The sequence below is a fragment of the Halospina sp. K52047b genome (assembly GCF_008709855.1).
GTDB classification, from domain to species: Bacteria; Pseudomonadota; Gammaproteobacteria; order Pseudomonadales; family Oleiphilaceae; genus Halospina; species Halospina utahensis_B.
Genome location: NZ_VYJH01000003.1, coordinates 15556 through 38277 on the forward strand (window position 1 = coordinate 15556; position 22722 = coordinate 38277).

At 64.4% G+C, this 22722-nt stretch carries 19 protein-coding genes; 12 read left to right on the top strand and 7 right to left on the bottom strand.

Annotated elements, in window-relative coordinates; genetic code table 11:
* Positions 1–153 precede the first annotated feature (153 nt).
* Positions 154–501: a DUF4870 family protein gene (locus F3089_RS04690; RefSeq protein ID WP_151439679.1), complete on the top strand. Its 348-nt coding sequence runs from the start codon at positions 154–156 to the stop codon at positions 499–501.
* A gap of 5 nt (positions 502–506) precedes the next feature.
* Here F3089_RS04690 and F3089_RS04695 read toward each other — a convergent pair whose 3' ends face one another.
* Positions 507–2744, bottom strand: coding sequence for an ATP-dependent helicase (locus F3089_RS04695; RefSeq protein ID WP_151439680.1), 2238 nt, complete (start codon positions 2742–2744; stop codon positions 507–509).
* 62 nt (positions 2745–2806) lie between these two features.
* Between F3089_RS04695 and F3089_RS04700 the strand changes: the two genes are divergently transcribed.
* From F3089_RS04700 to F3089_RS04710, 3 genes are all read left to right on the top strand, one after another.
* On the top strand, positions 2807–3190 hold the full coding sequence (locus F3089_RS04700; protein WP_151439681.1) for a DUF2237 family protein: 384 nt from the start codon (positions 2807–2809) through the stop codon (positions 3188–3190).
* A 2-nt stretch (positions 3191–3192) separates the two neighbouring features.
* Positions 3193–5292: a tRNA(Met) cytidine acetyltransferase TmcA gene (locus tag F3089_RS04705; RefSeq protein ID WP_151439682.1), complete on the top strand. Its 2100-nt coding sequence runs from the start codon at positions 3193–3195 to the stop codon at positions 5290–5292.
* Positions 5293–5359: 67 nt separating this feature from the next.
* Positions 5360–6043, top strand: coding sequence for an ankyrin repeat domain-containing protein (locus tag F3089_RS04710; protein WP_151439683.1), 684 nt, complete (start codon positions 5360–5362; stop codon positions 6041–6043).
* A 5-nt stretch (positions 6044–6048) separates the two neighbouring features.
* On the opposite strand, the gene F3089_RS04715 is transcribed toward F3089_RS04710, so the two are convergent.
* The gene (locus tag F3089_RS04715; protein WP_151439684.1) at positions 6049–7191 is read right to left on the bottom strand and encodes an enoyl-CoA hydratase/isomerase family protein; all 1143 of its coding nucleotides are present in this window, start codon (positions 7189–7191) and stop codon (positions 6049–6051) included.
* A 138-nt stretch (positions 7192–7329) separates the two neighbouring features.
* On the opposite strand from F3089_RS04715, the gene F3089_RS04720 reads away from it, so the two are divergent.
* On the top strand, positions 7330–7674 hold the full coding sequence (locus F3089_RS04720) for a c-type cytochrome (protein WP_151439685.1): 345 nt from the start codon (positions 7330–7332) through the stop codon (positions 7672–7674).
* Positions 7675–7908: 234 nt separating this feature from the next.
* Here the strand turns inward: F3089_RS04720 and ppnN are convergent, their stop codons facing one another.
* Positions 7909–9288, bottom strand: a complete 1380-nt coding sequence (gene ppnN / locus F3089_RS04725; RefSeq protein ID WP_151439686.1) for a nucleotide 5'-monophosphate nucleosidase PpnN — start codon at positions 9286–9288, stop codon at positions 7909–7911.
* Between the two features lie 76 nt (positions 9289–9364).
* Here ppnN and thiI point away from each other — a divergent pair, with 76 nt between their 5' ends.
* On the top strand, positions 9365–10867 hold the full coding sequence (gene thiI / locus F3089_RS04730; RefSeq protein ID WP_151439687.1) for a tRNA uracil 4-sulfurtransferase ThiI: 1503 nt from the start codon (positions 9365–9367) through the stop codon (positions 10865–10867).
* Positions 10868–10960: 93 nt separating this feature from the next.
* On the opposite strand, the gene F3089_RS04735 is transcribed toward thiI, so the two are convergent.
* The 4 genes from F3089_RS04735 to F3089_RS04750 form a co-directional block, all read right to left on the bottom strand.
* The gene (locus tag F3089_RS04735; protein WP_151439688.1) at positions 10961–11356 is read right to left on the bottom strand and encodes a phosphate ABC transporter substrate-binding protein; all 396 of its coding nucleotides are present in this window, start codon (positions 11354–11356) and stop codon (positions 10961–10963) included.
* A gap of 11 nt (positions 11357–11367) precedes the next feature.
* A complete protein-coding gene (locus F3089_RS04740) occupies positions 11368–12570 on the bottom strand; it encodes a hypothetical protein (protein ID WP_151439689.1) in 1203 nt (400 codons plus the stop codon).
* A 36-nt stretch (positions 12571–12606) separates the two neighbouring features.
* Positions 12607–14220: a methyl-accepting chemotaxis protein gene (locus F3089_RS04745; RefSeq protein WP_151439690.1), complete on the bottom strand. Its 1614-nt coding sequence runs from the start codon at positions 14218–14220 to the stop codon at positions 12607–12609.
* Between the two features lie 181 nt (positions 14221–14401).
* Entirely contained in the window at positions 14402–14752 is a 351-nt protein-coding gene (locus F3089_RS04750) for a DUF3147 family protein (RefSeq protein WP_151439691.1), read from the bottom strand.
* A 133-nt stretch (positions 14753–14885) separates the two neighbouring features.
* On the opposite strand from F3089_RS04750, the gene F3089_RS04755 reads away from it, so the two are divergent.
* From F3089_RS04755 to F3089_RS04780, 6 genes are all read left to right on the top strand, one after another.
* Positions 14886–15296 carry a BlaI/MecI/CopY family transcriptional regulator gene (locus F3089_RS04755; RefSeq protein WP_151439692.1) on the top strand — a complete coding sequence of 137 codons (411 nt, stop codon included), beginning with the start codon at positions 14886–14888 and terminating at the stop codon, positions 15294–15296.
* Positions 15297–15299: 3 nt separating this feature from the next.
* The gene (locus tag F3089_RS04760; RefSeq protein ID WP_151439693.1) at positions 15300–16271 is read left to right on the top strand and encodes a M56 family metallopeptidase; all 972 of its coding nucleotides are present in this window, start codon (positions 15300–15302) and stop codon (positions 16269–16271) included.
* A 76-nt stretch (positions 16272–16347) separates the two neighbouring features.
* Entirely contained in the window at positions 16348–17556 is a 1209-nt protein-coding gene (locus F3089_RS04765; RefSeq protein WP_192497277.1) for a TolC family protein, read from the top strand.
* A 61-nt stretch (positions 17557–17617) separates the two neighbouring features.
* Positions 17618–17920, top strand: coding sequence for a hypothetical protein (locus tag F3089_RS04770; protein WP_151439696.1), 303 nt, complete (start codon positions 17618–17620; stop codon positions 17918–17920).
* On the top strand, positions 17892–19505 hold the full coding sequence (locus tag F3089_RS04775) for an efflux RND transporter periplasmic adaptor subunit (RefSeq protein WP_151439697.1): 1614 nt from the start codon (positions 17892–17894) through the stop codon (positions 19503–19505). Before F3089_RS04770 ends, F3089_RS04775 begins: the two co-directional genes overlap by 29 nt.
* 24 nt (positions 19506–19529) lie before the next feature.
* On the top strand, positions 19530–22628 hold the full coding sequence (locus F3089_RS04780) for an efflux RND transporter permease subunit (RefSeq protein WP_151439699.1): 3099 nt from the start codon (positions 19530–19532) through the stop codon (positions 22626–22628).
* Positions 22629–22722: the final 94 nt, after the last annotated feature.

Sequence of the window (22722 nt, forward strand, 5' to 3'; positions counted from 1 at the left end):
GGCAACCGGGTGATGGTGTGTTGCGGCCCGTAATAATACCGGAAGGTGTGTGGATTTTCACCGTTACGTGCGGATTGACGGGCCACTCTGGCTGCAGTGCCGGCTCCCCGGCTACACTGGCGGCCATTGATGATGAATTGAGGATAGCTGTCCATGACCGAGACTGATGCGCCCTTCGACAAGACTTGGCCGATGATTGTCTACGCCCTGTACCTGGCCAGCCTGGTAGCCGGGGTTACCGGAATCATTGGTGTGATCATTGCCTATGTGAACGGAACCGTGGAAGACGAACGCCTGCGGACCCATTACCGGTTCCAGATCCGCACCTTCTGGATCGGGCTTCTGTACATGGTGGTCTCAACCATCACCATGCCCATTGGCATCGGATGGTTGATCCTGATCTGGGCCGTGGTCTGGTTCCTGATCCGGTGCGTGAAGGGCATGGTGGCGCTGAACGAGGGGCGGGCCCACCCGGACCCGACCACCTGGCTCTTCGGCTGACCGGCTCAGTGTGAGAGGGCGCGGAAGTACAGGTGCGCGCTCTGTTTGCTGAACTGGAGGGTGCGGCCGGAATGGAACCGTACCTCGAAGGCCGTATCCGTCTCACGCACCACGCCGCCGGCGCCGTAAAGCACGTGTTCCACCTCCCGAGCCTGCCAGATGGGCTGTGCCTGTGCCTCGCCCGCGTCTGTTTCCGGTGAGGGCGCGTCCAGAGTCACGCCGTGCAGATCCGCGTAGCGTTGAGCGATACGGGTGGCCGGCTCCGTCACGGTTATCGACTCACTGCCTCCGTCCGTAATGCCCTCGCCCAGCTCCCGGCTCAGCCCGAAAGTGCATTCCGCCACGAAGCGGCTGGGCAGGCGTTCCGGGTCCGAGCCGTCCGTGGTCAGCAGGTGCAGGTGTTCCCTGGTGCGGGTGATGCCCACGTAGAGCAGGCGGCGTTCGCTCTCGAGCAGGGCATCCAGGTCCGCACTGCCACGCGCCGTGTACGGGAAGGTCTTCTCCTGAAGGCCGGGGATCACTACCACCTGCCATTCCAGCCCTTTGGTGCGGTGGATGGTGGCCAGGTGCACTCCCTGCTGCTGGTTGGAGCCGGCCCGGGCCTTGAGGTCCCGCAGGTGGCGCAGGGCTGTCTGGGCGTCCAGGCCCAGGGTGGCCAGGTAGCGCTGGAATCCGGCGACGGTGCCTATGCGCTCGTCCGCCTGCTCGTGCGTCAGTGCCAGGCTGCGGATGCCCTCGAACAGCTCGGTGGCCGTGGCGTAGTCCTCCAGGATCTGATGGGCTGGCCGGCGACTGCCTTCCAGTGCCGCCAGTGCCTCACCCAGCTTGCGGACCTTGCGCGCGGGCAGCGGTTTCCAGTCGCTGGTGTCCAGCTGCTGCAGCACCTGACCCCAGTCCCGGGTGAACGCGGCCAGCTGGTCGGCGATGGCGTTGAGTTCCTGTTCCTTCAGGCCGCAGTGCGGGAAGCGCAGCACCTGCTGGAAGCACTGCCGCCGTTCCGCCCGGGCCGCATCCCCGGGCTCGCGGTGTTCGCCGGCCGCCAGCGCCAGCAGCTCCATCAGCGCTGCCACCTCGCGGGTGAAGAGGGCGCCCTTATGGGCATCAATACGGTAGGGAACGCCCCGGGCCAGCAGCCGCAGCTCAATCGGCACGCTCTGGCTCCAGACCCGTACCAGCACCGCCATGTCCCCCAGCGGCTGGCCGGCCTGCTGACGCTGCTCGGCCAGGCGCACCACGGCGTCCGCATCCTCGCGTACCCGTTCAAGCTCAATGCTCGTATCCGGCGTGCCTGGATGCGAATGGCAGAGCACCTCCTTGCGGTCGCTGTTGTGGGCGATCAGGTGGTTGGCCAGCAGGGCCACGCGGTGGCCGTAACGGAAGCTGTAGGAGAGGCTCAGTTCCACCGGGTCCGGGAACTCCTCGCGGAAGCGCGAAAGGATGAACTCGGGCCGGGCGCCACGGAACTCGTAGATGGTCTGGTCCGGGTCGCCCACCACTGTCACACGGGCGCGGTCCCCGGCCACCACCTTTAACAGCAGGTGCTGGATCTCGTTGGTGTCCTGGTACTCATCCACCAGCACCATGTCCATCTTGTTGGATACCAGCTCCCGCAGCTCGGGGTGTTCGTGCAGCGCCACCACCGGCTCATAGAGCATGTCCGCGAAGGTGATGCGCCGGTGGTCCTTACGCCATTTCTCGAAGGCGTGGTAGAGGTCCAGCAGGTAGCGGTGTTTCGGTTCGAACCCCAGGGCCTCGAAGACGGTTTCTGCACTGTCTAGAGTGGTCTTCACCCGGTCAATGAAGCCCGTGGCCGTTTCCACGAACTCCTTCTTGTTGCGCCGGATCTCGTCCTGCAGGTCCTCGGGGGCGAAGCGCAGGGTCAACTGCCAGGCCTGGAAATTGACCTCCTGTTCGCTCAGTACCTCACCCTGCCAGGGCGGTAGATAGCCTTCCTGTACGAAACGCCGGTACAGGCGCAGGCCCATGGCATGATAGGTTCGGATCTCGGGAAGCTGGAGCCGGGTGTCGGCGGTGATGGTCTGGAGCTTGGCCTGGAAATCCGCCCGGGCGCTGCGGTTGAACATCAGGATCAGGATGCGCGCCGGGTCATGGCCCTGCTCCAGCAGGTAACGGATGCGCCAGGCGAGCGTGGTGGTCTTGCCGCTGCCGGCTACGGCGGTGATCACGCAGTGCTGGTTATCGAGGGTGACGACCCTGTTCTGTTCGTCCGTCAGTGACATCATGCGGGGGACCTTCGGGCAGCGGCGTCCATTGTAACGGCAGCAGAGGTAATGAGGGTAATGGTATGAGCGAACCGGAAAGCATTCAGCGCAACGTCCTGGGCGAGCCCCTGAAGGCGTGCGGCTACGATCCCATGACCGGTTTCTACCGGGATGGCTGCTGCCATGTGGGGCCCGAGGACATGGGCGTACATGCGGTCTGCAGCGAAGTCACCGAGGCCTTCCTGGAATTCTCCAGTGCCCAGGGGAACGACCTGGCCACGCCCATGCCCGCTTTTGGCTTCGAGGGCCTTAAGCCCGGCGACCGCTGGTGCCTGTGCGCCGCGCGCTGGAGAGAGGCCCACGAGGCCGGCTGCGCCCCCAGGCTGGTGCTGCAGGCCACCCATGAGTCCATGCTGGAGTACGTGGACTTCGCCACGCTCAAGGCCTACGCGGTGGATCTCAACTGAGCATGGAACCGGCACTCGGCCAGTGGCTGGAGGCGACCCTGCCCGTGATCCGGGCGCGGCGGCATCGAAGTGTGCTGGTGCTGGCGGGCCCCGCGGACTGGGGGCGGGCGATTGCGAATGAGGTGGCCGCGTATCGGGAAGACGCCGGCCTGTGGGTGGGTGATGCCGACCCGGCTCCGGGGATGTACCAGTGCAGCGGCGCGCAGGCCCGCCAATGGCTGGGCCGGAACCTGTCGCTGATTGTCTGGGACAGCCATTCGGGCACCCATCCGGCGGGGCTGGGCGCGGTCAGCGGGGCCCTGGTGGGCGGCGGCCTGCTGGTCTGGCTGGTGCCGCCTCTCGTGGATTGGTCGGAAGGGCCGGATCCGGACTACGACCGCCTGCGCCACCATGCCCCACCCTATCGATTTCTGGCCCGGATGGCGCGGCTTCTGGGGCAGGCGGCGGAGCAACCCCCAAATGCGCTGGTTACCCCGGATTCCGCCTTCCTTGAGCCACCGGTCCCTCCCGCAGCGGCTCGGCAGGCTCCCCAGGGGCCGACAGATGATCAGCAGCGCGCCATTGAGGCTGTTATGGCCATGGGCGGAGCGGCGGAGCCCGCACCCGTGGTCCTGCGTGCGGACCGGGGCCGGGGTAAGTCCGCGGCCCTGGGCATGGCCGCGACACGGCTGGTCAACGAATACGGTACGCGGGTCTGCGTAACCGCTGCTCGCCCCTCCGCGCTGGACAGTTTCTGGCACTTCGTCCCTGAAGAATGCCGGGATGGGGTGATGTTCCGGGCGCCGGATGAACTGCTTCGCCAGGTGCCGGAGGCTGACGTTCTGATGGTGGATGAGGCGGCTACCCTGCCGTTACCGATGCTGGCGGCGATGACGGCGCGCTGGCCGGGCGCGGTTCTGGCGACCACCGTGCACGGGTACGAAGGGACCGGGCGGGGCTTCGACCTTCGGTTCCGTGCCGTGCTGGACCGTAACCATCCTGGCTGGGACAGGGTGATGCTGGATGAGCCCATCCGCTGGGCGCCGGACGATCCGCTGGAAACGCTGATGAACCGGTTGCTGTGCCTGGATGCGGATCTGCCGGAGATCGCCTCTTCGGATGAGCCGGTGGCCTACCGGGTGGTGACGCAGGATGAACTGCTGGCCGATGACGGGCTTCTGAAGGCCGTGGTGGGTTTGCTGGTCAGCGCCCATTACCAGACCTCCCCGGACGACCTGCGCCAGCTCCTGGATGATCCCGAGACGGTTATTGTTGCGGCCCTGCAGGGCGATGCCCCCGTGGGCGTGGTCTGGGGGCTGCACGAGGGCGGGCTTGCGGCGGAACTGGCGCGCTCGGTCTGGCTGGGCGAGCGCCGGCCTCGCGGGCACCTGGTGGCGCAGTCCCTGGCATTTCAGGGTGGTGACCCGGAGGCGGCACGCCGGTGCTACCTGCGCGTGACCCGGATTGCTGTGCACCCGGATAGGCGCCGTCAGGGGATCGGGCAGCGATTGCTGGCGGACATGGAGAGGATTGCCGTCGCGGGCGGCGTTGACGTTCTGGCCACCAGTTTTGGCGCCACGCCGGCCCTGATGGCGTTCTGGCGGGCCGCCGGGTTCCGCTTTCTGCGGCTGGGCACGAAACGCGATGCGGCCAGCGGGACCCATGCCGCTATGCTGGGCAGGCCGCTCAACCATGAAGGCACGGTACTGTGCCGCTCCCAGGCCGAGCGTTTTGCGGCGCACTGGCCCTGGCTTCTGCCGGCACTGAACGGTCTTGAGCCTGAGGTGCAGGCAGCCGTGGAGGCGATGATGCCGGCGCCCCCGGAACGGGAGCCCGGGGTGCTCAGTGACGACGACTGGCGCGAGATCGAGGCCTTCGTGAAGGGAGCAAGGGAACTGGAGGTAACCCGGCTGCCACTGGCCATACTCGCTGCGCTGGTTCCTTCCGAGGTTGCTGGCTGGAGCGAAGGGGAGCGACAGCTCTGGCAGCGGGCGGTCACCGGGAGAGCGGACTGGGAGGCGCTGCGCCAGGAAGGGCTGGTGGCGGGGCGGCGTCCGGGGTTAAAGCGGCTCCGGTCGCTGGCCCGGTCCCTTGTTGAGGCATGGTCGGAAAGCGGAGTGTGACCGCTTCGGTTTCATCGGGGTGGTGATCCGCGAACAATGTGGCGAAATCCATTCCTCGGAGTAACCCATGCGCCCCTGCCCCCTGAATCCACTGCCGGCCCTGCTCCTGCTCAGTTCCCTGGTGCTTGCCGGCTGCGGCAGTTCGCCCGGGCCTGACCGTGCCGAAACCCGCACGGATGCCAGCACAGCCCTGATGGCGGCCGCCTCCGAGGGCGATCGGGACCGGGTGCAGGCACTGCTGGCTGAGGGTGGCGCACTCAATGCCATGGGCCCGGACGGCACCCCGCTCTATCAGGCAGCGGACGCGGGGCACGAGGAGACGGTGTGGTACCTGCTGCGCCAGGGGGCGGACCCGGACCGGGGACTGGAAGGTGGTGTAACACCCCTGATGGCGGCCGCTGCCGCCGGCCAGCAACGCATCATTGATCTTCTGATCCGCGCCGGGGCGGATGTGAATGCACGCAGCGACGCGGGCGAGACGCCGTTGACCTATGCGGCTCTGAACAGCCAGCTGGGAGCAACCAACCGGCTGCTGCGGGCGGATGCGGACGTGAATACGGTTAATGAGGAAGGTGAGTCATTGCTGATGCGCGCGGTGGCCCGCAATGACCTGTTGCTTGCCGGGGTCATCGTGGATGCCGGGGCGGATGTGAACTACCAGGCGGCGGATGGCCGCACCGCGTTGGATGTGGCGCGGGCGAACGGCAACCGGGACTTGGTGATGATGCTGAAGAACGCCGGAGGCGACTGACCCCGCTACAGGTCCTGCAGCGGGTGCTCGTCTTCCGGCCAGGGGGCGGTGAAGTGGGAACGGACCCAGCCCGTTGGAACACTGGCTACGTCTTTGTGCGTCCAACGCGGTTCGTGATCCTTGTCGATCAGCCTCGCACGCACTCCCTCCAGGAAATCACGATGGCGGGCGCAGTGCACCGCCACCATCAGCTCCATCATGAAGATGTCGCGCAGGCTCTGCTGCAGGCCCCGGTGCAGCTGCTCGAACACAATGTGCGCTGATACCGGGCAGCCGTTGCGCAGGTTGTTCTGGGCGGCCTGGAACCACTCGGATTCCGCCTCGGTGTTGAGAATGGCGTTGACCACTGCCACCACGTCCCGACCGCGGCATATCCGGCTGATGAACTGTTCGTGGCGCTCGAGGTTGGATTCGGAGAGGTCCAGCTGATAGCCCGCGGCAAAACCCTGGAGGGTTTCCAGCAGGTGGCGGTCATTGGTCTCCGGTGAGCGGGTCCAGCTCTGCTCACGGAGCCGGTCCATGAGCTGGTCGAAGCCGTCATTGGGCACGGCATAGTCGGCCAGGCTCACGCGCAGCGCGTCAGCCACATTCAGGGTGGCGCCTGTCAGCCCCATGAACATGCCGATGCTGCCGGGCAGGCGGTTGAGGAAGCGGCTGGCGCCCACGTCCGGGAAGAAACCGATGCTGACCTCGGGCATGCCCATTTTCAGATCGGGGGTGACCAGGCGGTAGCGGGAGGCGTTCATCATGCCCAGACCGCCGCCCATCACCACGCCCTGGCCCCAGCACACCACGGGCTTGGGGTGAGTGGCGATGGTGTAGTCCATGCGGTATTCAGCAGCGAAGAAGCGTTCGCCGTCATTTCCCGGCCGGCCCTTGGCGTCCTGGATGGCTTCGTGCACCGAGCGAACATCGCCGCCGGCGCAGAAGGCCTTCTCGCCGTTGCCGCAGAGGACGATCACGCGGACGTCGTCGTCCTCGGCCCAGGCGTCGAGCTGTTGCTGGATGGCTTCGATCATCGGCAGCGTGAGGGCGTTGAATTTACGGGCATTGTTGAGGGTGATGAGCCCGAGTGCGCCCTCCTGGCATGCCTGTTTCTCGAAGAGGACGGGGTCCTCGGCCTGGTTCTGCGCTGTGTCGGCGCCCATGGGCGTGCCTCCTGTATACCGCTTTGGCCGTTCAATACGGGCCCTTATCCTACCGGAATTGCGCCGGGGCACCAATCGAGGCGGATGCGTGCGCCGGGGGAGCGGTTATAATGCGGGCTTCGCGAATGGGAGGTGTGCATGCGGAGTATCCTGGCGGTTCTGGCTGCGGTGGCGTTGGCGCTGGTATTTTTCTTTGTGGGTCAGGCGCCGGCCGGTGATCCGGATGCCGGCGAGGCGCTGGCGAGTGGCTGTGCGTCCTGTCATGGCAGTGATGGTATTGCGGCGGTGGATCGGTATCCGTCGTTGGCGGGGCAGAATGAGGGGTATCTGTTCAAGGCGATGAGGGCTTATCAGGATGGGGATCGGCGAGGGGGGCAGGCTACGGTGATGCATGGGCAGGTTTCGGGGCTTTCGGAGCAGGAGTTGCGGGATCTGGCGGCTTACTATGCTGAGATGCCCCGGACGGGTGCGAAAGAAGACTGAGAGGTGGTTGCCGGGATGGGGGGTTGGGGCCTCTCTCCGGGAACCGCCAACAAGTACGTCCGTGTAGGCTACCGATTGCCCGTCACGCTACGCAGTCCTGCTCCGCGTGCCGGTCCTGGGTTGCCTTCCCTGGCAACCCGTCAGGCCTTTCGGCCTGACCCATGGCAATCGAGTTTCCCTCGGAGAGGCCCCAAACCCCCACCCTTCCAGCTGTATTGCTTTCTCTGACAGCGTTTACCCTGGCTTGTCGATGATCTGGTAGCACGGCTTGTAGGCCTGGCCTGGCAGTTTCATGCGGTTCTGGGCCACGAAAGCGTCCAGCAGGGTTTCCAGGGGTTTGAGGAACTCGGGGTCGCCTTCGATCTCGAAGGGGCCGTGTTCTTCCACCTGTTGGATGCCATCGGCTTTGACATTGCCGGCCACGATGCCGCTGAAGGCGCAGCGCAGGTTGGCGGCGAGGCGGTGGGGTTCCTGGTCGCGGCTGAGGTTGAGCGCGCGCATGCTGTCGTGGGTAGGTTCGAACGGGGTCTGGAAGATGGGGTCAACCGTGAGCACCCAGTTGAAGTAGTAGGCGTCGCGGTTTTCGCGGCGGTAATCGCGCACGGTCTGCATGCCCTCTTTCATGGCGCGTGCGGTTTCTTCCGGATCGTCGATGATGATGCGGTAGCGGCTCGCGGCCTGGTCGCCGAGGGTGTTGCGGATGAACTGGTCGATCATCTCGAAGTAGTCGGCATTCTCCTTTGAGCCGCTGAAGATCAGCGGGAAGGGAAGGTCCGCGTTTCGGGGGTCGAGCAGGACGCCGAGGAGGTAGAGGATTTCCTCGGCGGTACCCGCGCCCCCGGGGAAGACGACGATGCCGTGGCCGGCGCGCAGGAAGGCTTCCAGGCGCTTTTCGATGTCCGGCATGATCACGAGTTCGTTCACGATCGGGTTCGGGGCCTCGGCGGCGATGATGCCGGGCTCGGTGATGCCGACGTAGCGGCCACCGTCGATGCGCTGCTTGGCGTGCGCGATGGTGGCGCCCTTCATGGGGCCTTTCATGGCGCCGGGCCCGCAGCCGGTGCAGATATCGAGGCCGCGCAGGCCGAGTTCGTGGCCGCAGTTCTTGGTGTAGTCGTATTCGTCGCGGCTGATGGAGTGGCCGCCCCAGCAGACGACCATGTTGGGTTCGTTTTCCGGCCTGAGGATCTCGGCGTTGCGCAGGACCTGGAAGACGAGGTTGGTGATGTCCTCGGAGTGCTCGGGGTTGTACCAGCCGGCGGTGGCCAGTATCGAGTTGGCATAGACGATGTCACGCAGCACGGAGAACAGGTGCTCGCGGATGCCACGGATCATGGTGCCGTCCACGAAGGCGCTGGGCGGGGCGTTGTGGAGTTCGATCTTGATGCCGCGCGGCTGTTGCAGCAGGGCCAGGCCGAAGTCCTGGTAGGTTTCCATGATGGCCTTGCTGTCATCGCTGATGGTGCCGCTGTTGAGCACGGCGAGGGCGCACTGGCGGAAGAGATGGTAGAGGCCGCCTTCGCCGTCGTCCTTGAGCTGGTTCACCTCCTTGTTCGAGAGGATCTCGAGACTGCCTTCGGGAGAGACGCGCGCGTGAACGCCGTTTCTGGACATAGTATTTGGCCTTCGGTGTCGGTTAAAATCGCGCTTCTGCTGAACAAAGCGCGATCCAAGCCGACTAGTGTTACCCATGGTCCATTACCTCATCAAGATTTCGCCGGAAATGGCGGTCAAATCCGATCCCGTGCGGCGCAAGCAGCTGCGCCAGATGCGGCGTAATGTCCGCCGGATGATGCGCCAGCTCGACGAGCGGATTGATGTGCGCCCGGGCTGGGATCGTATCGACGTGTATGTGCCGGGCGAGGACCCTGAAGCGGAGCAGCGGCGCACGGTGGAACACGGCGAGGCGGCGGGCCTGGCCGAGCGCGTTATCCATTACCTCCAGCGTATGCCCGGTGCCCAGTTCATCCTGCTGGTCGACGACCTGCCCTGGCAGAACTTCGAGGATGCGGCCGAGAAAGTGACCCATGTCTACCGCGAGCGGCTCGCGGGCAAGACCTTTGCCGTGCGCGTGAAGCGCCGGGGGGAGCACAGTTTCAGCTCCCAGCAACTGGAACAGTTCCTGGGCGGGCATCTGCTGAAGAACACGGACGCCGTGGGCGTGAATCTCAAACACCCGGAGATTCCGGTGAATCTGGAGGTGAAACGCGAGAGCATGGTGGTGGTGCGTCGGCGCTACCCGGGCCAGGGAGGCTTCCCGATCGGGACCCAGGAGCCGGTGCTGTCCCTGATCTCCGGCGGGTTCGACTCGGCCGTGTCCTCCTACATGGCCATCCGGCGCGGGCTCCAGACCCACTTCCTGTTCTTCAATCTCGGCGGTACGGCCCACGAGGCGGGTGTGCGGCAGATGGTCCGCCACCTCTGGGCGGACTACCAGTCTTCCCACCGGGTCTACATGATCTCGGTGCCGTTCGAAGGGGTGATCGGCGAGCTGATGACGCGCATCAACCACTCGTACCGTGGTGTCGTGCTCAAGCGGCTGATGATGCGGGCGGCGGAGCGCATTGCGAATGAGATGCACATTTCCGGGCTGGTCACGGGCGAGAGTATTTCCCAGGTTTCCAGCCAGACGCCGCTTAACCTGGGCCTGATTGACCAGAGCACGGACATGCTGGTGATGCGGCCGCTGGTGTTCATGAACAAAGACGAGATCATCGACGTCGCGGACCGGATCGGCGCCTACTGGATGGCGGCGAACATGCCGGAATACTGTGGCGTGATCTCGGACCGGCCAACCACGCGTGCGAAGAAAGGGCGCATTGAGCGCGACGAGTCCTTCTTCGATGATGCGGTGCTGGATGCCGCCGTGGCGAACCGCACCATGACGCCGGTGGACCAGATGCTGGAAAGCGAGGTGGGGATCGACGATGTGCCGCGGGTGAACACGCCCTCACCCGGCGATGTGGTCATCGACATCCGCCATCCCGGTGAGGCGGCGGATGCGCCGCTGACGCTCACCAACAATGAGATCCGCTCCATTCCCTTCTACGAACTGAATCACCGCTTTGCGGAGCTGGACGCAGGTAATCGTTACCTCCTGTACTGTGACGAAGGCAGTATGAGCACGCTGCATGCGGGGCATCTCATCGCGGAGGGGCACGATAACGTCGTGGTTTACGATCCGGGCGAATGAGGCACCAGCAGGGGGAAGGCCGGATAAATGGCATGAACAGAACAGGAAGGGGAGGCGGCCACACCCCAAAGTGTAGTGTGGCCGTTTAGCAGGTCAGCGTTTCAGAATGACCTCAACGGAGTCATCCACGTCCGCCGGGTCGGCATAGCCGACACTGTTCGGCGTGGCGGCAACCTCGTCGACCATACGTGCTGAATCACTGACTTCCGCGGGTGGCTGTCCTTCACCGGTGAAGGTCTGTTCAGCCCAGAAGGACTGCAGCTGCGAGTTACTGCGACCAGTGATCCAGTCGTGGAACTCGCGCCGGACGTCGCTTCCCTTCGCAATCTCAAACGGCGTGGCCGCGTTGCTGCGGTTGAGGTAAAGGTCCCGCACGTCATTCTCAGACAGGTTGTCGGGGCCATTCGGGTGAGCGATCACCACCACGTCCGCCATGCTCAGGGGGGCGGCAAAGAGGCCGGCAAGCGCGATCATGCGTAATGTTTTCATGTCGGGTCTCCTTAAAACGCCGCGTCGAGCTTCAGGGTATAAACGTTGGTGTGGTCGAAGCGGTTGCCCTGGCCACTGGCAAAGCTCGCAGCGTTACCGCTCAAAGCACCGGAGGTATCCCCAAAGGCCCGTGAGTGGGTCCAGTCCGCCTTGAGGGCGATACCCGGCATGGCATCCCAGCGTACCCCGATGCTGTAATCTTCACGTTTTTCATTCTGAGTCGCCAGAGAAGCCTGAGAGCTCGTGGGCGCTACTGGACGGTTTTCGTCATCCTGGGTTTCAACCCACGCATAGGTCACGTAGGGCATGACACTGTCGAACCGGTAGCCAAGAGTGGCGTAGGCACCGTCCCGGTCCGGGAAGGCTCCATCGACGTTACGCCGTGTGACTTCGGAAACAGCCATGATATTGCCCTTCTCATACTCAACCCCTAGGCCAAAGAATTCGCCGTCATCGTCCTGAGCACCAAAAGGCACAAAGTTTGTGTCCGCGCGGGCGGCAACACCACGGAGCGTCCACGTGTAGTCGGTCCACGACATCACGGCGCCTGCGATGTTACGCAGCTCCAATTCGAAGATGTCGTTATTCTGGCCGGCGAGCCGGTCTTCCTGACTGTGCCCCCCGAAAACCTGAGTCCGAATGGATTGGCCAAGCACGTCAAACGTGTACGTTGCATCCACTCCGGTATAGGAGCTGAGAGAGACCTGGTCGTAGACAGCGCTGGGAGCGCGCGCAAAGGGCTGCGCATAGCCCAGGTCTAGGGAGTCGGAATACATGAACAGGGGCATGCGCATCTTACCGGCCCGAACACGCAGGCCGTTATCCATCTGGTGACTCAGGTAACCCCATTCAAGTTGGGTTTCCCAGTTATCCCGAGCCTCTTGCTCGCCCCGGGAAAGGAGCTGAAAAGTGGCTCTGGTCTGATCGCTCAGGTCAAAGGTGCCCTGGACGGCGAACAGTGTCAGGGGGCGGATCTCGGATTCTTCGGTAACACCAGCGTACCCGGCATTGTTGCTGGCACGGGCATAGCCGGTGCTCATGAAGCCGTTGATGCGGAAGTCGGTGTCACGCGAATCGCGCATGTCCTGCTGGAGCCGTTCAAGCTGGCTCTCGAGGCGGTCGAGCCGCTCTTCCTGGGCATGGGCGCCGGTGACGCCGGCGCTGACCAGCAGGCACACGGCGAGGCGGGTTTTAGTGGTGCGCAGTTGCTTCATGGTTATCTCCATTGAAGGGGTTTGAGTTTGTTGGGGTCAGACGCGGAACTGTGAAGCGATCTGGTGCAGGCGCTGGGTGATTTCCCGGCTGTCCTGGCTCGCCTGGTCCAGCTCCTGAGTGGTTTCAGTAATCTGTTCGGCGTTGCCGTGGATGTCGGTGATATTCTTGACCACATCATTGAACGTGGCCGTCTGCTCATGAGTGGCGGCCGCAATCTGTTCGTTGATGCTGCTGATGCTTTCAACGTTCTCGAGGATGCTCTGCAGCACTTCTCCGGATTCCTTTGTGGCATCCACACCGGTGCGGGCCTTTTCGACACTGTTCTGCATGGCGCTGACGGAGGATTCCGCCAGGCTCGACAGGTCGGAGATCACTGTCTCAATCTCCTGGGCGGAGTTCTGGGTGCGGACGGCGAGGTTCCGAACTTCATCGGCAACCACCGCGAAACCACGGCCGTGTTCACCGGCCCGGGCGGCCTCAATGGCCGCATTGAGGGCCAGCAGGTTGGTCTGTTCGGTAACGGTCTTGATGGTGTCCAGCAGTCCGGCCACTTTGGTGGAGTGGGTTTCAAACTGGTTGACGAGCTCGGCAGACTGGTTGATCTCCTGCGCCAGATCCTGGATCGTCTGCACATTGCCGGAGACATGGTCCTTGCCGCGGTTGGCGTATTCCGCCGCACCCTGGGTCTGCTCGGAGGCGTCGCTGGCAAAACTGGCCACTTCTTCCACGCTCTTGACCAGCTCATCCACGGAGTGGCGTGCCGAGGCGATGGCCGAAGACTGATCGTTGATGCGCTGCAGGTTCGCTCGACTGGTTTGCGACAGCTGCTGGGAGACCTCTTCCAGGCCCTCCACGTCCTTGCTGATGGTTCCGAAAGCGGCGTGCAGCTTCTCAATGAAGGCGTTGAAGTGGGTGACCAGTTCCCTGAGTTCATCCCGGCCGTCGTACTGGATGCGCGAGGTAAGGTCGCCCTCCCCGGAAGCCATGTTGCGCAGCGAGTGGATGACGCGGTTAAGGCTGCCGGTGATTGAGCGCGCGATGAACAGGCTGACGACGGCAAGGGTGCCAATGGCAATAACCGCGATGCTCAGGCCCAGCGTCGTGCTGCGTTCGGTGGTCACCAGGGTCTCGTCGATGGAGTCACTGAAGGCGCTGCGCGCTTCATCACGCACCGTGGTCATATCGGCCATCAGCTCTTTCAGGCGTTTGGCATTGGCGGAAGCATCCTTGCCCAGTGCCCGCATATCGGCATCGCCCTCAATGAAGGCCGAGGCGATACGGGTCGCTTCGCTGTAGTAGCGTTCCAGGTCTTTGGAGAGCTGACCGAAGCGGTCGCTCATCTGCGGCGCAAGGTCCTGCAGTTCATCCAGGTTGGTCTGGATGGTGTTGTAATAGGTCTCTGTCTCCGCAAGTCTCTCCTCGTTGCCGGTTGTCACGGCCGCGTTGATCTGCGCTTCCATCAGCTCCAGCTGCCCAAGGTTGACGGTGGCCTTCTCCATCATTGGATGCAGCTGATCATTGACCTCATGCAGGCGGCTGGCGTTGTTGTTCTGGACGTAAAAGTTAAAACCCTGCGTGATCAAAAAGGCCAGGATCGCGATCCCGACCAGAAGCGACAGTTTCAGTGAAATGGAGAGTCTTTGTAGCATGGCGTCCCTGTGGTACCTGTGCGGAGTTGCAGCATTATGGGGAGGCGCCAAGTTGTTTGGTACTTAAAGATGTATTCAATTTGTAATTCGAATGCTAAATAGTATTGCACGCTGAAAGACCGTCATCAGTGCCAACCCCGGGTTGTCTGCTGCGATGATTGAGCCCGCTGCCCATGCCGGCCTATAGCAGTTCGATACCAAACCGTCTGACGGCCAATGCCAGCAGTACATAGCACGCCAGGGTAATCACCGCGCTGCTCAGGAGTGCGCCCCAGAAGCCGATACGCGGCAGCAGCTGGGGGAATGCAAGGAACATCGGGAGTGTTGGCAGCACGTACCAGAACGTATAGGCCGCGTAGGAGGCGATCCGCTCCGCGGGCTGATGTTCCAGATACATCCAGACCATGGCCAGCACGGCCACCATGGGAAGCGCGCCGATCAGCGCCCCGATCTTTTCCGTTCGCTTGGCAATCTCCGAGATCAGCACGATGATCGCCGCTGTCAGTGCGTACTTGGTAATGATCCAGCTCATCGGCTCAACCTCCTATCGTTCGCTTCTTGAGTACCAGTATGCGTAAGGGCATGGCGCTTGGACAGTAACAGGCGCTTGACGGGCGGCGGCGGGAGCTGTAAAACCGACCGCTAATCGGTTTTTGGGGTGCAGAATGAACCAGCAATCCATACAGCTCGGTGAACTCGAGCACTCAGTTCTGGAGGAGCTGTGGGAACACGGCGCGAATCACGCCAAGGGTGTGCACGCCCGCCTCGGGGTTCAGAGGGGCATTACTCACAACACAGTCCAGTCCACCCTTGAGCGCCTTTATCGGAAAGCTCTGCTGTCCCGCACCAAGGAGGGGCATGCCTATGTCTATCGCCCGGCGCTTGATCGGGAAGCATTCCTCGCGCGATTGATTGAACAGGTAACCCACCCACTGGCTGACAACATGCCTGAAGAATCCCTGCTGAGCGCTTTTGTGGACTTTGCCGACGAGAAGGATGAGCAGGGGCTGGATCGCCTCCAGGCTCTGATCGAACGCAAGCGGCAAGCCCGTTCCCCGCACGGGGATGGGGGCTAGATAATGGCGTCGTTAGTGCTGGTTTTTCTCAAGGTGGCGTTGCTGGGCATGCTGGTGATTGTGCTGCTGAGCCCCCTGGTCGGAATCGTACTGATGCCGGTCCTGCGTCGCCTTCCGCCGGCACGACGCGCGCTTGCGCTGCTGATTGCCTGCTGGTTGCCCCTGTTGGGTGGGGCCCTCCTGGCCGCCGTGGTAGCCGGACCATCCATCGCCTCGCTGGTTGGCTTTTACAGCGGGCACTGCCCGGCAGGCGCCGGGGCCGGCCATCACCACTGCGTGCTGCACCCGGGCACAGCGTTGGAGCTTCCCTGGGCGTCGCTCTGGCTGAGCCTCGTGGGAGGGGGCTTCGCGTTGCTGGTGGGGCGCAATACCCTGGTACTTTTCCGTGAGTACCGCGCCTATCAGTCACTGGTCCGGATGGCGGGTCGCAGCAGGGGTAGCGAGCCGGCCCTGGTGCTGGCCACCGACCGTCCCTTTGCAGGTGTGCTGGGGCTTATCCGCCCTCGTGTGGTGCTTTCAAATGGCCTGATCAGTCTGTTGAATGGTCAGCAGCGTGCAGTGGTTGAAGCACATGAGCAGGCACACTGCGCGCGCCGGGATCCGTTGCGGCTGTTGCTGGCCCGCTTTGGGGCGCTGCTGCACCTGCCGGTGGTTCGCCGTGTGCTGCTGCGCGAATTCCTGCTGGCGACGGAACAGGCAGCGGATGAACGCGCGGCTGCCGCGGTGGGGGACCGACTGACAGTGGCTGAGGCCATACTCGCGGTGGCCCGTGCAAACCCTCACCGCATGGGCGATCTGGCATTCACGGGGAGCATGATCGATCAGCGGGTCGATGCGCTGATCACCAATCCCGGCGCGCTTCGACTCAGGGGCATGCTGTTCCTGGCCGTGCTTGCCCTGCTTTCGGTTGCTGTCTTCGCCTCGCCGATGCTCCATCATTCCCTCGAATCCTTCCTGAGCGCCTTTCTGGTATAACCCTATGCACAAGTGGAATTGTAAAGTCGGACTGCCTGAAAAACCGATTATGGGTCGGTTTTTCAGGCGCTTGTCCATGGTCCTGGCTGGTTTCGTCGTCGCGACTGCCGGTGCGGCGGAGCCACGCCTCACGCTGGAGCAAGTGCTGAAGCAAGCGACTGACTACGCGCCCCTTAATCGCGAACTGGCGGCCCGTGTGGATCGTGCCCGGGCACAGCAGGAGAAGGCGGGCCGTTGGCCCAACCCTACGCTTGATGTCAGCCAGGAGCGTTTTGAGGCAGGTGGAGACACGACCACGCAGCGGTTCTATTCGCTCTCCCAACAGTTTGATTTTTCGGGCCAGAAAGGGCTCGAAACCCGTGCCGCGCGGGCCCGCGCCGAGGGTGTCCGCCACGGCAATGACTGGCGCCGTCTGACGCATCGCAGCCGTGTACGTCTTCGCTTCTACGCGACCCTGCTGGAGCAGCGTCGCGTTGAGGCCCTGCGCGGGGCGCTTGAGCGTATGGATGAGGTTGCCGCCATGGTGAAAGAGCGCCGTCAGGCGGGGGATATCTCTGGCTATGACCAGAGCCGTATCGAACGTGAACGGGCAGGGTTGAGGGCCCGACTGGATCAGGCGAACGCCGCGCTGCAACACAGACGTGAATCGCTTCACGCCCTGCTTGATACCGATGAAAAACAGATGGACCAATCCCTGGTGGGTCAACTTCAGCCCGATTTGCCGTCCCCGCTTGCGACCTACCTGGATCGCCTCAATCAGCGTGCCGATCTGAAGCGTCTTCAGGCGCGCGCGGACTCGGCCGGGTTCGCGCAGCGCGCCGCGGGCCGTGCCTGGGTTCCGGACCCGACCCTTGGCGTCGGGTTCAACCGCGTTGAACAGCCCGGTGCTGATGGCGGAGGCCTGCTGCTCAGCGTCAGCCTCCCGATTCCCGTCTTCAACCAGGGGCAGGCGCAAGCAGCCGAGGCGTCAGCGCGGCGTAATGAGGCAGAGGCTCGTCGCTTTCGGCGCCTGAAGGAAGTCCGTGCGCGGGTACGCGGCCTCTGGCGCCAGACCCGCTCCCTGATCGAGAGCATCGAAACCTTCCGGGAAGAGGCGCTGTCGCGGTCCCGGGAACTCACGGACTTTGCCGAGTCCACCTACGGGGCCGGCGAAATCGGCATCCTGGAACTGCTGGACGCCTACAGCGGTCAGCTTGATGCGCGCCTGAGGGCGCTTGAGATGGCGCACGACGCCCGTGTCGCCTCCATCGAGCTCCATCAATCGAGCGGGGGCCGGGAGCGCTGAGCGCCCGCCACCCTGCGAAACCACAACCCTGCAACCAATGAGTCCAATAAGGAGAATCACCATGAAAAGCATCATCCGCTACAGCCTGTTCTTTGCGTGCCTCTATGCGGGTCTGGCCGTTGCCGGTGCGGGCCATGAGGACGGCCACGGTCATACCCACGGCGCTGACGAGCCCGAAACGGAAGCGTTCTACGGCGATGAAAGCTCGGGCAAGGACAAGGCCATGGAGGACCATCACAACAACATGGACGATCACCACAAGGACGGTGAGGGCCATGGCGAAGGGCACCATGGTTCCCATGACGGCTCCGATGACAAGGGCGAGGATCATGACCATGGCGGGGAGCACGGTCATGACCACTGACGGGCGTGGCGCAGTCAGGGCCCTGGCCCTGGGTGCGCTTGTCATGGCGTTGGCGGGGTGTGGCGACCACTCCGGTGACCACGGCCACGACCATGGAGATGGTGGGCATGGGGAAGAGGCCCATGCGCCGGCGGCCGACACCAGGCCGTCTGTGGTCGTGACCCGCTATAACGAGGAGACCGAGCTCTTTCTCGAGTATCCAGCCCTCGTCGTGGGCGAGGGGTCGCGCTTCGCGGCCCACCTGAGCTGGCTCGATGGGTACAACCCCGTCACCGAGGGCCAGCTCACCGTCACCCTTGAACAGGACGGCGAAATTGTCGCCGGCTTCCGTGTATCCCGCCCAACCCGGGACGGACTCTACACGCCCACCATCGAGCCCCGGGATGCCGGTACCTTTGACCTCAAGATTGCCTGGGCCGAAGGCGAGCGCCGCAGCGTGCACGTGATTCCGGATGTCCGTGTCTACCCGGACCGGCGATCGGTTCCCGAACAACTGGGCGACTCGCCGCAGGGTGAGATTGGGTTCACCAAGGAGCAGCAGTGGCGTTTGCCGTTCCGTACCGCGGCGGTGAGCGAACGTCGGCTGCGGGAGTCCGTCCCTGCTACTGGGCATCTCAGGGCGTTGCCCGGTCGTGACCGTACGGTGCATGCTCCGATCCCGGGTCAGGTGCAGCCGCCCGAGGGGGGCTGGCTGGAGCCCGGCCAGCGTGTTGAGGCCGATACCGTGGTTGCCCGGCTGGTTCCCCAGCTTGGTATGGGCACGGATGTGGCCAGCCTGCGACTGGCGGTGGAAGAAGCCGAGGGCCGTGCCCGCCTTGCCCGGCGCGAGCGGGAACGCCTCGAAGGGCTTTACGAAAAACAGGCGGTTCCGGAGCGACGGGTTATTGAGGCACGGATCGAGGCCCGCGTCGCAGCGGCGACGCTTGAGGCTGCACAGAAGCGATTGCAGGCCTATCAGTCCGGTGAGAAGACCGGTGATGGCGTCGCTTCCGTTCCGGTGCTCGCCGGCACTGCCGGAACCGTGGCAGAGATGATGACCGGCCCCGGCAGTTACCTGGACCAGGGCGACCCCATGCTGCGTGTGGTTGACCGCGAGCGGCTGCGGCTCGAGGCGCGCGTCTCGGAAGCCGAGGCCCTCCAGCAGCCCACCGGCGCCTGGTACACCACCACCGGCAGCGACGAGCGCATTACCGTGGATCCGGAAAACGGCGCCCGTCTTATCTCGGTCGGCGAGGTGGTCGATCCCTCAACCCGCACGATCCCGGTGATCTTCGAGCTCCCGAACCGCGCGAATCACCGGGTGGGAACGGCCGCTCGGGTGCGGGTCTGGAACGGCGACAGCACGCAATCGCTGGCCGTGCCGCTGTCGGCAGTGCAGCGCGAATCCGGCGAGGCCGTAGTGTATCTCGCCAATGGCGGGGAAACCTTCGAGCGCCGGGTGGTCACCCTTGGCATCCGCGCCGGCGACTACGTAGCGGTTCGCCAGGGCCTTGAAGCCAGCGACCGGGTGGTCGCCGACGGCAGTTACCTCGTGCGGCTCGCGGCCAGTGGTGGCGGCGATGCGGGTCACGGGCATGCCCACTGACCCCGGTATCAATAAGGACACGCAATGATTGCTCAAACCATCCAGTGGTCGCTCCGCTTCCGCCTGTTCGTGATCGTGGGCGCTGCCCTGCTGTTCGGGTGGGGCGTTTACGAGGCCATGCGCAGCCCCGTGGACGTTTTCCCGGAACTGACCGCGCCCTCGGTCACGGTGGTCACCGAAGCGCACAACATGGCGCCCGAGGAGGTGGAGCGGCTGGTCACCTATCCGGTGGAGACCGCCCTGAACGGCTCGACCGGGGTGCGGCGCCTGCGCTCCTCGACCGGTGTCGGTATTTCCGTGGTGACCGTGGAGTTTGACTGGGGGACCGACATCTACCGGGCGCGCCAGGTGGTCTCGGAGAAGCTGCAGGCCGTGCGCGGTGAACTGCCGCCGGACGCGGGCGAGCCGACCCTGGCCCCGGTCACCTCGGTCATGGGCGAGGTAATGTTCCTGGCCGTGACCGGGGAGGCTGATCCCATGACGCTGCGGACGGCCGCCGATTGGCAGGTCCGCCGGCGGCTTCTGGCGGTGCCCGGGGTGGCCGAGGTCATCACGATTGGTGGTGACATCAAGCAGTACGAGGTGCGGATCCAGCCGGAGCGCATGGCGGCCCACGACATCGCCATGAACGAAGTGGCCCAGGCCGTTCGGGACACGAACCACAACGTCTCGGCCGGGTTCTACGTGGACAACGGGCGTGAGCTTCTGATCCACGGCAGTGGGCGGGTCAGCGGCGCCGAGGACATCGGCAATACCGTGATCCGCACGCGGGACGGGCACCCGATCAGGGTTCGCGATGTGGCCGAGGTGAGCGTCGGGCCGGCGCCGGTACGAGGGACGGGCTCGCGCAACGGCGAGGCTGCGGTCGTGCTGGGTGTGAAGAAACAGCCCGGCGAGAATACCCTGGCGCTGACCCGGCGCCTCGACCGGGAAATCGAGAATCTTCGCGGGGAATTGCCCGAGGGTGTTGCCCTCAAGACGGATCTCTTCCGCCAGGCGGACTTCATCCATACCGCCGTGAACAACCTGATGGAAGCGTTGCGCGACGGGGGCATCCTGGTGGTGGCCATCGTCATGCTCTTCCTGGTCAGCCTGCGGGCCAGCGCCCTCAGCCTTCTGGCCATCCCGCTGTCATTGATTGCGGCCGTACTGGCGCTGCGCGCGCTCGGCGGAACCCTCAACACCATGACCCTGGGCGGGCTCGCCATCGCCATTGGCGCCGTGGTGGACGATGCCATCATCGTGGTGGAGAACATTGTTCGCCGGCTGCGGGGCAATGCGGCACGGCCGGAACACGAGCGCCTGCCGCCGGAGAAGATCGTGGGACCGGCCACCGTGGAGATCCAGGGCTCCATCGTGTTCGCCACCTTCATCATCATGCTGGTGTTCACGCCGCTCTTCTTCCTGCCCGGCATCGAGGGCCGGCTCATGGGGCCGCTGGGCTTTGCCTACATCGTGGCGCTGGGTGCCAGCCTGCTGGTGGCGATCACGGTGACGCCGGCGCTGGCGAGCCTGATCCTGCCGAACTCGCGCACCGTCCAGAAGGCGGAGGAGCCGCGCCTGGTTGAATGGACCAAGGAGGCCTTCGCGCCGGTCCTGGATGCGACCCTCCACCGCTGGAAGCTGGTGGCCGGGGTGGCCGTGCTGGGGCTGGCGGGCGCCGGGGCGGCGCTGAGCCTGGCGGGGCAGTCCTTCCTGCCGGAGTTCAACGAGGGCTCGCTGACGGTGAGCGTGGTCACCAAGCCGGGTACCGCCCTGGAGGAATCCGACCGGCTGGGGCGCATGGTCGAGGAGATCCTGATTGCGCACCCCGAGGTCACCTCCACGGCGCGGCGGACCGGGCGCGCCGAGCAGGATCCCCACGCCCAGGCGGTCTATGCCAGCGAGATCGACGTCTCACTGGACCTGGGCGACCGGCCCAAGGCCGACCTGCTCAGGCAATTGCGGCAGGAGCTTTCCGCCGTGCCCGGTACCAACATCGTCATCGGCCAACCGCTGTCCCACCGCATCGACCATATGCTTTCGGGCACGCGGGCGAACATCGCGGTGAAACTCTTCGGCCCCGAGCTGGACGAGTTGCGGCGGCTGTCCAAGGAGGTGAAGGGGGCGATGGAGAGCGTGCCCGGCGTCGTGGATCTGGCACGCCAGCCCCGGGCGCAGATTCCGTTCCTGAGCGTGGATTTCAAGCGCGATGCCATTGCCCGCCACGGGCTGCGCGTGGAGCAGGTGGCCGAGACGCTGCGCACGGCGTTCACGGGCCAGACGGTGTCGCGGGTGATGGAAGGCCAGACCGCCTTTGACCTGGTGGTGCGGCTGCCGCCCTCTGCCAAGCGCGATCTCGACGCCATTCGTGAGCTGTCGATCACCGCGCCGGATGGCGCGCGGATTCCACTGCATGCCCTGGCCGACATTCGCGAGACGCGCGGACCCAACACCATCATGCGCGAGGACGTGGCGCGCAAGATGATCGTGATCGCCAACGTGGATGACCCGGACCTTGTCGGGGTGGTCCGCGACGTGCAGCAGCGGGTCTCGGAAGCAGTGCCGATGCCGCAGGGTTATCGCATCGAGTACGGCGGCCAGTTCCAGGCTGCCCAGGAAGCCTCCAATGCCCTGTTCTGTCTGGGCCTGGCCGTGCTGGCCGGCATTTTCCTGCTGCTGTACGTGGCCTTCAATTCGGTACGCGATGCGGTGCTGGTGATGATCAACCTGCCGCTGGCGCTGATCGGCGGCGTCGCCGGTCTGTTTGTGGCCGGCGGCATACTGTCCATCGCCACCATGATCGGGTTCATTGCGCTGCTGGGCATCGCGACCCGTAACGGCGTGATGCTTGTCAGCCACATCCACACGCTGCGTGAACAGGAAGGCGAGAGCGCGGTGGGTGCGGTGCGCCGAGGCACGCTGGAGCGGCTGATCCCGATCCTGATGACGGCCCTGTCTGCCGGCCTGGGCCTGGTGCCGCTGGCGCTGGGCGCCGGCGAGCCGGGCAGCGAGATCCAGGCGCCCATGGCCATGGTGATCCTGTACGGGCTGCTGTCCTCCACGGTGTTGAACATGGTGGTGTTGCCGGCGCTCTATCTCCGGTTCGGCAGCGCGACCCGAGCTACGGCAGCGGGCCGTTAGAGTGAGGCATCATTGGGTATCCAGAAATCGATCAGCGAGATACTGGATACCCACACAGGGTCCCCTGTTATACTGAGCCGGTTTCACGCACCGG